This is a genomic window from Nocardioides aquiterrae (assembly GCF_039526625.1).
In the GTDB taxonomy this organism is placed as follows: domain Bacteria; phylum Actinomycetota; class Actinomycetes; order Propionibacteriales; family Nocardioidaceae; genus Nocardioides; species Nocardioides aquiterrae.
The window spans coordinates 47,972-58,713 of record NZ_BAAAJE010000038.1 but is presented as its reverse complement, the minus strand read 5'-3'; the positions used below and the strand labels follow the sequence as shown (position 1 = coordinate 58,713).

9 protein-coding genes are annotated in these 10,742 nt (G+C 72.1%); 6 read left to right on the top strand and 3 right to left on the bottom strand.

Annotation, left to right across the window (positions count from 1 at the left end):
• Positions 1-211: 211 nt before the first annotated feature.
• A complete protein-coding gene (locus tag ABD086_RS25000; protein ID WP_343911359.1) occupies positions 212-2,707 on the top strand; it encodes a choice-of-anchor A family protein in 2,496 nt (831 codons plus the stop codon).
• Here ABD086_RS25000 and ABD086_RS24995 read toward each other — a convergent pair whose 3' ends face one another.
• The 3 genes from ABD086_RS24995 to ABD086_RS24985 form a co-directional block, all read right to left on the bottom strand.
• The gene (locus ABD086_RS24995; RefSeq protein WP_343911357.1) at positions 2,708-3,325 is read right to left on the bottom strand and encodes an HAD family hydrolase; all 618 of its coding nucleotides are present in this window, start codon (positions 3,323-3,325) and stop codon (positions 2,708-2,710) included.
• Positions 3,326-3,334: 9 nt separating this feature from the next.
• Positions 3,335-4,621 carry an InlB B-repeat-containing protein gene (locus ABD086_RS24990; RefSeq protein ID WP_343911355.1) on the bottom strand — a complete coding sequence of 429 codons (1,287 nt, stop codon included), beginning with the start codon at positions 4,619-4,621 and terminating at the stop codon, positions 3,335-3,337.
• A 400-nt stretch (positions 4,622-5,021) separates the two neighbouring features.
• The gene (locus ABD086_RS24985) at positions 5,022-6,311 is read right to left on the bottom strand and encodes a citrate synthase (RefSeq protein ID WP_343911354.1); all 1,290 of its coding nucleotides are present in this window, start codon (positions 6,309-6,311) and stop codon (positions 5,022-5,024) included.
• 388 nt (positions 6,312-6,699) lie between these two features.
• Between ABD086_RS24985 and rplM the strand changes: the two genes are divergently transcribed.
• The 5 genes from rplM to ABD086_RS24960 are packed head-to-tail and all read left to right on the top strand — an operon-like array spanning position 6,700 to position 10,739.
• On the top strand, positions 6,700-7,143 hold the full coding sequence (rplM, locus tag ABD086_RS24980) for a 50S ribosomal protein L13 (RefSeq protein WP_343911353.1): 444 nt from the start codon (positions 6,700-6,702) through the stop codon (positions 7,141-7,143).
• A 39-nt stretch (positions 7,144-7,182) separates the two neighbouring features.
• The gene (gene rpsI, locus ABD086_RS24975) at positions 7,183-7,683 is read left to right on the top strand and encodes a 30S ribosomal protein S9 (RefSeq protein WP_343911351.1); all 501 of its coding nucleotides are present in this window, start codon (positions 7,183-7,185) and stop codon (positions 7,681-7,683) included.
• 11 nt (positions 7,684-7,694) lie between these two features.
• Positions 7,695-9,041 carry a phosphoglucosamine mutase gene (glmM, locus tag ABD086_RS24970; protein WP_343911349.1) on the top strand — a complete coding sequence of 449 codons (1,347 nt, stop codon included), beginning with the start codon at positions 7,695-7,697 and terminating at the stop codon, positions 9,039-9,041.
• A gap of 1 nt (position 9,042) precedes the next feature.
• Positions 9,043-9,939, top strand: a complete 897-nt coding sequence (locus ABD086_RS24965) for an ABC transporter ATP-binding protein (protein WP_343911347.1) — start codon at positions 9,043-9,045, stop codon at positions 9,937-9,939.
• A complete protein-coding gene (locus ABD086_RS24960) occupies positions 9,936-10,739 on the top strand; it encodes an ABC transporter permease (RefSeq protein WP_343911345.1) in 804 nt (267 codons plus the stop codon). The genes ABD086_RS24965 and ABD086_RS24960 overlap by 4 nt, the downstream gene beginning before the upstream one ends.
• Positions 10,740-10,742 lie beyond the last annotated feature (3 nt).

Sequence of the window (10,742 nt, the reverse complement as noted above, 5' to 3'; positions counted from 1 at the left end):
CACCGACCCGTCCTCCCCGGCCGAACCTGACCCACACATCAGTCAGGAGATTCGAAGTTTCGGCCCGCAAGTACAGGTTTCCCCGGTTGACCGGGGAAACCGACACGCCCTCCCGGTCCAGTCCGGTCCCGGGCGATTTCGGCAAAGGCGCGGCCCCGCCCGCGCGGAGGTGGCACCGTCGATGGTGCTGACCTACTGGGGGGTAGACCGTATGAGCACGTCTGGGTCAACGCGCGCGCTCCGCGCGCGCCGTCTTCCTGCTCTCGCCGCCGTCCTCGCCTGCTGCCTCGGCTCGCTCGTCGTGCTGCAGCTCAGCGGGGGCGGGGCAGCTGCGCGCACGCCTGTCTCGTGCACGACTGTCTCGAACGCGTTCGGCCCGGCGACGGGCTGGACCGAGTTCGTCGAGAGGAACGGGAGCCGTGGCTCGGAGTCCGAGGGCGCCATCGCCTACGGGGGCGACCACAGCGCCGGTGGGATGACCGTCGGCACCCGCCTGCCGTCCGGGTTCCCGGCCGGCTCCGCCGCGCTCGTGGTCGCCGGCACCCACGGCACCTACAACCTCCAGAAGGGCAGCGCCTACGTCACGCCGCAGACCGGGGTGAACTTCAACGGCGGCGCCGGCACCGGGTACCTCGGGAGCAACCCGATCGACTTCGCGGCGTCGTTCGCCCAGCTGCGCGCGTTGTCGACGGCCTGGGGCGCCGCGAGCGCCACGGGCACGGTGAGCAGCGGTACGGCGGGCGGCAACCCGGCGCTGGTGTTCACCGGCACCGACCCGGCGCTGAACGTCTTCACGCTGACCCCCGCCCAGGCCGCCGACCTCGCGGCCGGCAAGCACGTCGGCTACCGCGTCCCGGGCAGCGCCACCACGATCATCAACGTGCCCGGCACGTCGGTGACCCTCGCCGGCCAGATGTGGGACGTGTCGTCCGGCGCCAGCCAGGTCAACGACACGGTGATGGCGTCATACCCGGGGATCGTCTGGAACTTCCCGGACGCCACCACGCTGACCATGAGCTACGGCTCCGCCTGGGGCGGGCACATCCTGGCGCCGCGCGCGGCGTTCACGGTGAGCTCCGTCGGCCACACCATCGGCCAGGTCATCGCGAAGAGCTTCTCCTCGAACTTCGAGACCCACCAGAACCTGCTACCGAGCAGCTCCTGCGTCCCGCCGCCGCCGCCGACGCCGGGCACCCCGGACGTCACGATCACCAAGTCGGCGTCGACCGTGACGCCGACCGGCGGTGACACCTTCACCTACACGCTGACCGCGACGAACGTCGGGGACGCCGGCGCGACCGGGGTCGTCGTCCACGACACCCTGCCGGCCGGAGTCACGTTCGTGTCCGCGTCGGCGCCCTGCACCCAGACCGCGGGCGTCGTCACCTGCGCCGTCGGCAACCTCGCCGCCGGGGCGTCGAGCACGGTCACGATCACGGTGACCGCGAACCCGATCGCCGGCGCCGGCCCCGTCGGCGAGACCGGCGACGAGCACTGGATGACGCCGTACCACCCCGAGGTCCAGGTCGACCTCGAGCCGGGTGAGCAGAAGTCGGTGTCGGTGTCCTGCGACCCCGGGGACATCCTCTCCGACGGAGACTTCCGCATCGACCACGTCGACCAGGGGACCGGCACCTTCTCCGACGTGCAGATCCTCAGCGCGCAGAGCACGGGCCTCGGCACCTGGAAGGGCGTCATCCGCAACGACGCCGCGGGCCGGGTCCAGGCGAAGGCGTTCACCGTCTGCCTCCCGGGCCGGACCGAGGGCGGCAACAACGGTCACCGGCACGACCTGCTCGCCGACGGCGCCCTCGTCACCGCCTCGCAGGCGCTGGCTCCGGGTCGCGCCTCCGTGACGCTGACCTGCCGCACGGGCACCGTCCCGATCGCGCCGGGCTACGACCTCTCGTCCGCGGCGGCGGTGCTCGTCGGCTCGGAGGCCGACTACGCGAACCGCACCTGGACCTTCACCTTCGACGCCTCGTCACCGGTGACCGCCGCCGTCAGCGCCCGGTGCCTGTCGACGACGACCAGCCCCTACGCCGGGCACACGCACCGGCTGCGGTTCACCCACGTCGTGGACACGGTCTCCGTCCCCGGCGACACGGCGGACGAGGGCACCGAGTTCAAGGTGACCTGTCCGGACGACGCGAAGGGCGTCGTCGCGACGTTCGACCTGCCACCGGGCGTGCAGCACTGGGGCAACGACCCGCGGCTCAAGGAGCGCGCCTTCCGGCTGTTCAACCAGTCCGGGACGGCGAAGAGCGCCACGCTCGACCTGCTGTGCCTCAACGACCGCACGGGCACCGAGATGGGCACGCGCGTCCCGGTGACCGTCGTGAACGTCGCGACGGTGACCTCGACGTCGACCGACGCCAACCCGGCGAACAACGCCGCGAGCGCCACGGTGACCGTGCAGCCGGGCTCGGACACCGCGGGCTTCGTCGGCGCCCCACGCCTCGCGGGCTCGTCGTTCTCGATGCGGGTCGTCTCCTCGATGCCCGGCCGGGGCGCGGTCACCGTGAAGGCGGGCGCGAAGGTGCTGGCCCGCGGCACCGTCGGCCTGAAGCCCGGGAGGTCCTCGACCGCGTCGTTGCCGCTCAGCGCCGCGGCGAAGCGGCACCTGGCGAGGCTCGACGCGGTGACCGTGACCGTCGACCCGAGCCGCGGTCGCGCGGTGTCGCGGACGGTGCGGGTCGAGCGCTGATCACACGGGCAGGCCGCGGCTGCGCAGCTCGGTGCGGAGCGCGGCGGCGTCGGTGAAGAGGATCGCGTCCATCCCGAGGGCGCGTGCGGCCGCGACGTTCGCGGGGCTGTCGTCGACGAACACCAGGCGGTCGAAGGGCTGCCCGGCGCGCTCGGCGGCGATCGCGTAGGCGCGCGGGTCGGGCTTGGCCACCTTCACCTCGCCCGACACCACCACGTCGTCGAGCAGCCGCAGCACGGCGAACTCCTCGGCGGCGTACGGGTAGTAGAGCTCGTCGGACCAGTTCGTGAGGCCGACCATGGGTACGCCGGCGGCGTGCAGGTCGCGCACGACGTCGAGGCTGCCCGGGACCTCGCTCAGCGAGGCCGGGAAGTGCTCGAGGTACGCCGCCGCGTGCTCGGCCCAGTGCGGGTGCGTCCGGCCCACCTCCGCGACCCCGTCGGCCCAGCGTCGGCCGCTGTCCTGCACGTGGTTCCACGCGAAGAAGTCGAAGTCGTCGGCGGCGAAGAACCGCGCGGTCTCCTCGGCGCCGACCCCCGCCGCGACGGCGAGGCGGGGGTCCCAGGCGATCAGGACGTTGCCGAGGTCGAGGATCACCGCGGCCGGGGTGTCGGTCACGGCGCCACGCTAGCGAGGTGGGCAACCTCCGTTGGCGTGCACGCGGAAGCGGTGCGACGCCGCCGTCGGGTCGGCGTTGCCGGCGGGGTCGGTCGCCCAGACCGAGAACGTGTGGCGGCCCGGCGCCAGGCACGGGAAGTCGACGCCGGACACGCAGTCCGCACGCGCGCCGCCGTCCATCGAGCACTGGAACGTCGAGCCCTCCTCGGTCGAGGCGAACCGGAACTGCGAGTGGTCGTTGGCCGGGAAGCGCGGCACCGAGGTGATCAGGGTGTCCGGTGCCGACGTGTCGGCGGGTGCGGGCACCGTGAACGTGGCCGTCACGTGGCGCGCCTTGTCCATGGTCACGGCGCAGGGTTTCCCCGAGCAGCCCCAGAACCCGGCGAACTCCGAGCCCGCAGCCGGCCTGGCGGTCAGGGTGACGACCGTGCCCTGGTCGTACGCCTCCCAGCAGTCGGCGCCGCAGTCGATGCCTGCGCCGTCGCTGGTCACGGTGCCCGTGCCGGCGCCCGCGGTCGAGACACGGAGCGTGTTCGAGACCGTCGGAGTGGCCGGAGCGAAGGTGGCCCGGGCCCGCGGGTCCCCGGTCACGGTGAAGGTGCAGCTCGGGGCGGCGCCGGAACAGGCGGGCTCCGGGGCGTCGCGACCGCCGGAGCGGAGCAGGACCGGAGCCGTCCAGCCGGTGAACCGCTGGCCCGCGTCGGGGACGGCGGTCAGCGTCACCTCGGCCCCCCGGAGGAAGTCGCCGTAGCAGGAGGTCTTCTTCCCGCGGGCACGCTGCTGGTCGTCGCCCGCCCGGCACTCGATGCCCTCGGGGTCGGAGACGACCGTGCCGCCCCCCTGGACCTGCACACCCACCACGCGGGTGTCCACGACGAACGTCGCGGTGACCGAGCGGTCCTGGGTCATCGTCACGGTGCAGCGGTTCCCGTCGACGGTCCCGCAGCCCGTCCACTCCAGGAACCGGTGGTCGTCGTCAGCGGTCGCGGTCAGCACCACCGCGCCGCCGCCGTACGTCGACGAGCACGTGGAAGGCATGGCGCGGTGCGCCCGCGGCGGCGGGACCTCGCGGCAGCTGATGGCGGGGTCGCCGGGGGCCGTGACGGTCCCGGCGCCCGACACCGTGACCGTCAGCACCGAACCACACGCGCGGGCCGCCCCGGCGCCGGGGCGGCACCGGGCGTCGTCGGGCGCCGCGGAGGCCGTGCTCGGCTGCCCCACCAGCACCAGGGCCGCGGTGACGACCGTGGCGAGCGTCGCGAGCACTGCTGCGAGACGCGTCCTGCGTTGACTCATCGTGTGTCCCCCGTCGAAGGCGTCGTACGGACGCGCGCCCGAGCGGGCCGGCGACGAAGCGGTCAGATCCCCCGCCGCAGGATGGATGGCGCACCGGCCCGCAGCAAGCGACCGCGCCGGATCGGCGGCCGCCGGTGCAGACCACGGGTGCGCGGAAGGGTGAATTCCGGTCGGTTCTGGTCCGGGCGGCGTCGTGGCGGGCTATGGGGGCGCACGAGCCCGGACGCGACAGGAGCCCCACCGCTGCTGCGGTGGGGCTCCTGTCAGGGCGTGCCGGAGATCAGCTCCAGCGCTCGGACGCGGGGCTTGGTTTCGATACGTGGGTCACGGCTTCGCGGGCTCAGCCGTGCCACTACTCAACCCGGCCCGGGCTTCGTCCGAGCGCTGGGCCTCGCTCCGCTCAGCTCCAGCGCTCGGACGCGGGCACGAAGTCCAGGTTGCGGTCGCCGGTGTAGATCTGCTTCGGCCGGGCGATCTTCTGCTCCTTGTCCTGGACCAGCTCGAGCCACTGGGCCAGCCAGCCCGGGGTGCGGCCGATCGCGAACAGGACCGTGAACATCTCGGGTGGGAACTGCAGCGCCTCGTAGATCAGGCCCGAGTAGAAGTCGACGTTCGGGTACAGCTTGCGGCTGACGAAGTACTCGTCCTCGAGCGCGATCTTCTCCAGCTCCTGGGCGATCTCGAGGAGCGGGTTCACGCCGGTGACCTCGAAGACGTCCTCGCACGCCTTCTTGATGATCTTCGCGCGCGGGTCGTAGTTCTTGTAGACCCGGTGGCCGAAGCCCATCAGCCGCTCGTTGCCGTCCTTCACGCCCTGGATGAAGGCGGAGATGTTGTCCTTGGTGCCGATCCGGCGCAGCATCCGCAGCACCGCCTCGTTGGCGCCGCCGTGCAGCGGCCCGTAGAGGGCGCCGACGCCGGCCGCGACCGCGGAGTAGGGGTCCACCTGGGTCGACCCGACGGAACGGACCGCGTTGGTCGAGGCGTTCTGCTCGTGGTCGGCGTGCAGGATGAACAGCACGTCGAGCGCCTTGACCAGGCGCTCGTCCGCCTCGAACCGGTGCTCGCTCATCTTGAACAGCATCGAGAGGAAGTTCGCGGTGTAGCTCAGCTCGTTGTCCGGGTAGACGAACGGCTTGCCCTGCGCGTGGCGGAACGACCAGGCCCCGAGCGTCGGCATCTTGGCGATCATCCGCACGATCTGCATGTGCCGGTTGTCGGCGTCACTGATGTTGCGCGCGTCCGGGTAGAACGTCGACAGGGCCCCGACCGACGCCATCAGCATCCCCATCGGGTGCGCGTCGTACCGGAAGCCCTGCATGAACTCCTTGACGTTCTCGTGGACGAACGTGTGGTACGTGATCTCGTGGACCCAGGACTCGTACTCCGCCTTCGTGGGCAGGGAGCCGTGGATGAGGAGGTACGCCACCTCGAGGAACGTCGACTTCTCGGCCAGCTGCTCGATCGGGTAGCCGCGGTACTCCAGGATCCCCTTGTCACCGTCGATGAAGGTGACGGCGCTGCGGCAGGACGCGGTGTTGACGAAGCCCGGGTCGTACACGGCCAGGCCGGGGGAGTCCTCGGCGGCCTTGATCTTGCCCAGATCCGCGGCCTTGATGGCGCCGTCAGCGATCGGGACCTCGTACTCCTGTCCGGTGCGGTTGTCGCGGACGGTGAGAGATTCAGTCACGCTCTCAACTTAGACTGCGCCTCCAGCGTCCGCGAAACCCGGTGTCCGAGGACCGTTCACTCCGAGCCTGCGAGGAGGGAACGCCGGCCGAGGAGGTCGAGGAGCGTCGGCGGGGACACGCGCGCCAGCGCGAGGCTTCGCGACGCGTCTCGAGACCCTGGGACCACCGGTCCACGACGGAGCCCGCCCTGCGGTTTTGACCTGCGCAGACGCACCCCCGTACTCTTGTCAGTCGCGCCTCCTGCCGCGCTCCGACCCGCCACGGGATCGGGGTGCAGACCCGGACGCCACCCACGTGGGGAGCCGGGCAGTGTTCGTCAGAAGGCGTAGCACCACCCCCCGGCCGGCACCGAGTCGACCGGGCCCTACGAACGAAGGAAGCTCCTCCGTGCGCACGTACAGCCCCAAGCCCGGCGACATCTCGCGCGAGTGGCACGTCATCGACGCCACCGACGTCGTCCTCGGCCGCCTCGCGGTGCAGACCGCGAACCTCCTGCGCGGCAAGCACAAGCCGATCTTCGCCCCGCACGTCGACACCGGTGACTTCGTCATCGTCGTCAACGCGGAGAAGGTCGCCCTCTCCGGCGACAAGAAGACCACCAAGATGGCCTACCGCCACTCGGGCTACCCGGGCGGTCTGTCCTCCACCCCGATCGGCGAGGTCCTCGAGAAGGACGCCCGCAAGGCCATCGAGAAGGCCGTGTGGGGCATGCTGCCGAAGAACAAGCTCGGCCGTCAGATGCTGAAGAAGCTGAAGGTCTACTCCGGGCCCAACCACCCGCACCAGGCCCAGAAGGCCATTCCGTTCGAGATCAAGCAGATCTCCCAGTAATCATCTGAATCGCCTACGAAAGTCTGAGTGAGGAACATCGTGGCTGACACCACCGCCGAGGTCGAGGAGACCTACGAGGCCGACGAGCAGGGCATCGCCTACAGCTCGGAGAGCGCCCCGTCCGCTGACACCCCCGCCCGTCCGGCGACCATCGCCCCCGCCGCGGCCACCGGCCGCCGCAAGGAGGCCGTCGCCCGCGTCCGCATCGTCCCCGGCACCGGTCAGTGGACCGTCAACGGCCGGACGCTGGACTCGTACTTCCCCAACAAGCTGCACCAGCAGGTCGTGAACGAGCCGTTCGCCGCGCTGCAGCTCGAGGGCCGCTTCGACGTGATCGCCCGCATCCACGGCGGCGGCATCACCGGCCAGGCCGGCGCGCTGCGCCTGGGCGTGGCCCGCTGCCTGAACGCCGTCGACGTCGAGGCGAACCGCCCGTCGCTCAAGAAGGCCGGCCTGCTCACCCGTGACGCCCGCGTCATCGAGCGCAAGAAGGCCGGTCTGAAGAAGGCCCGCAAGGCGCCTCAGTTCAGCAAGCGCTAAGTACGACGCGCATGCCGCGTGTGTTCGGCACGGACGGGGTCCGGGGCCTGGCGAACGGTCAGCTGACCGCCGAGCTGGCCCTGGACCTTTCCGTTGCCGCCGCCCGTGTCCTGGCCGACCGGGGCGAGTTCGAGGGTCACCGCCCGCTCGCCGTGGTGGGCCGGGACACGCGCATCTCGGGCCAGTTCCTCGAGCACGCCGTCGTCGCGGGGCTCGCGGCGGCCGGGGTCGACGTGTTCCGGCTGCGGGTGCTGCCGACCCCAGCCGTGGCCTACATGACGCAGGCGTTGGGCGCCGACCTCGGCGTCGTCATCAGCGCGTCGCACAACCCGATGCCCGACAACGGCATCAAGTTCCTCGCCCGCGGCGGGCTCAAGCTCGACGACCTGGTCGAGAAGCAGATCGAGCAGCACCTCGACGAGGACTGGGACCGGCCGCTGGGCGGTCAGGTCGGGCGAGTGACGCCGTACGGCACCCCGGTCGAGGAGTACGTCGAGCACCTCGTCGGCACGATCGACAAGCCGCTGACCGGCATCAAGGTCGTGCTCGACTGCGCGCACGGCGCGGCGTACGAGGCCGGGCCGGCCGCGCTGCGCGCCGCCGGCGCCGAGGTGATCGCGATCAACGTCGAGCCGGACGGGCTGAACATCAACGACGGCTGCGGTTCGACGCACCTCGAGCCCCTCCGGGCCGCGGTGGTCGAGCACGGCGCCGACGTGGGCTTCGCGCTCGACGGGGACGCGGACCGCTGCCTCGCGGTCGACCACGAGGGCAACGACGTCGACGGCGACCAGCTCATGGCCGTCCTCGCGATCGGCATGGCCGAGACCGGCCACCTCGCGAAGAACACCGTCGTGGCCACCGTGATGAGCAACCTCGGCTTCGTGCACGCGATGCGGGCCGCCGGCATCGGCGTCCGCCAGACCAAGGTCGGCGACCGGTACGTGCTGGAGGCGATGCGGGTCTCCGGCTACTCGCTCGGCGGCGAGCAGTCCGGCCACGTCATCATGAGCGAGTACGCCACGACCGGCGACGGCATCCTCACCGCGCTGCACGTGCTGGAGCGGATGGCCGCCACCGGCCAGAGCCTCCAGTCGCTGGCCTCGGTCGTGACGCGGCTGCCGCAGGTGCTCGTGAACGTCCCCGACGTCGACAAGACCCGGGCCGACGAGGACGCCGTGCTCGCGGCAGCGGTGGCCGAGGAGGAGGCCGTGCTGGGCGACACCGGCCGGATCCTGCTGCGGCCCTCCGGCACCGAGCCCCTGGTGCGGGTGATGGTCGAGGCGGCGACGCAGGAGGAGGCGCGCTCCGTCGCGGAGCGGCTCGCCGGCGTGGTCAGGCGCCAGCTGGCCCTGTGACATGGCCGCCGGGCCCACCCTCTCCGTCGAGGGCCTCGCGAAGAGCTTCGGCTCCGTGCGAGCGGTCGACGGCCTGACGTTCACGATCCGGTCGGGCGCGGTCACCGGGTTCCTCGGCCCGAACGGCGCCGGGAAGACCACCACGCTGCGGATGCTGCTCGGCCTCACCCGGCCCACCGCGGGCCGCGCCCTGGTCGGAGACCGGCCGTACGTCGAGCACGAGCGGCCCGCCCGCGTGGTGGGCGCCGCGCTCGAGGCCTCGTCGTTCCACCCGGGACGCACGGGACTCGGCCACCTCGAGGTGTTCGCCCCGCAGGTCGGCGTCGCCCGGCAGCGGTGCCGGGAGCTGATCGAGTTCGTCGGGCTCGGCGCCGCGGCGGACCGCCGGGTCGGCGGCTACTCCATGGGCATGCGGCAGCGGCTCGCGCTCGCCACCGCGCTCCTGGGCGACCCGCCCGCGATCGTGCTCGACGAGCCCGCGAACGGCCTGGACCCCGAGGGCATCGTCTGGCTGCGGCGGCTGCTGCGCCGGTTCGCGGACGAGGGCCGCACGGTGCTGGTCTCCAGCCACGTGCTCGCCGAGGTGCAGCACACCGTCGACGACGTGGTGATCATCGCGCAGGGCCGGCTGGTGCACGCGTCCTCGCTGGAGGACCTCGCCCATTTGGCCGCGCCGGAGACGTACGTCGAGTCGCCCGACCTCGGCGGGGTCTCGCGGCTGTGCGAGGAGCGGGGGTGGCCGGCGCGACCGGCCGACCGCGGGCTGCTCGTCGGCACCGCGACCGCGGCCGAGGTCGGCGCGGCGGCGTACCGTGCCGGCATCGAGCTGCACCAGCTGGCCAGCCGCGGCGGCGACCTCGAGGACGTGTTCCTGCGGCTCACCGGAGGCACCCGGTGAGGCCCGCCCTCGTCGCGGAGTACCGCAAGCTGGTCAGCACCCGGATGTGGTGGGTGCTGCTGATCGCGCTGGCGGCGTACCTGGCCTTCATCGGCGCGGTGCTGGCGTTCTCGCTGGTCTTCGCCCCCGAGGACCGGTCCGGCGGGGTCACGCTGCACGGCGTGGACGCCGCCACGGCGGTCTACGGGCTCACCAACGGCGTCGGCTACGTCTTCCCCTTGGTGATCGGGAGCCTGGCGATGACCACGGAGTTCCGGCACCAGACCATCACCCAGTCGCTGCTGGTCGAGCCCCGGCGCTCGGTCTTCCTCGGCGCGAAGCTCCTGGCGACGGTCCCGGTGGGCCTGCTGTACGGCCTGGTCGCCACCGCCGCGGTCGTGCTCGGCAGCGCGCCGCTGCTGGCCGGCTGGGGCGACGGTGCGTTCCTGACCGACCCCGACGTGATCGAGGTGCTGCTGCTCAGCGTCGTCGTGACCGCCCTGTGGGCCGTGATCGGCGTGGCGTTCGGCAGCGTGCTGCCCAACCAGGTCGCGGCGATCGTGGTGATCCTGGCGTTCACGCAGTTCGTCGAGCCGATCGCGCGCTTCGCGCTGGGCGCGTTCGACCTCACCGACGGGATCGCGAAGTTCCTGCCCGGCGCGGCCGCGGACGGCGTGATCGGCGCCAGCTTCTTCGTGGCGTACGGCGGCGGGTCGGGCGACCTGCTGCCGCGCTGGGCGGCGCTGATGGTGCTGCTCGGGTACGGCGCGGTGCTGGCGCTGGTCGGGCGGCTCACCACGCTGCGTCGCGACGTGGGCTGATGC

What these genes read in the sequence shown, in the direction of transcription:
- ABD086_RS24990 (WP_343911355.1), bottom strand. Translation starts at nt 4,621, where the DNA reads ATGAGTCAACGCAGGACGCGTCTCGCAGCAGTGCTCGCGACGCTCGCC.
- ABD086_RS24965 (WP_343911347.1), top strand. Translation starts at nt 9,043, where the DNA reads ATGGCCGCCGGGCCCACCCTCTCCGTCGAGGGCCTCGCGAAGAGCTTC.
- glmM (WP_343911349.1), top strand. Translation starts at nt 7,695, where the DNA reads ATGCCGCGTGTGTTCGGCACGGACGGGGTCCGGGGCCTGGCGAACGGT.
- ABD086_RS25000 (WP_343911359.1), top strand. Translation starts at nt 212, where the DNA reads ATGAGCACGTCTGGGTCAACGCGCGCGCTCCGCGCGCGCCGTCTTCCT.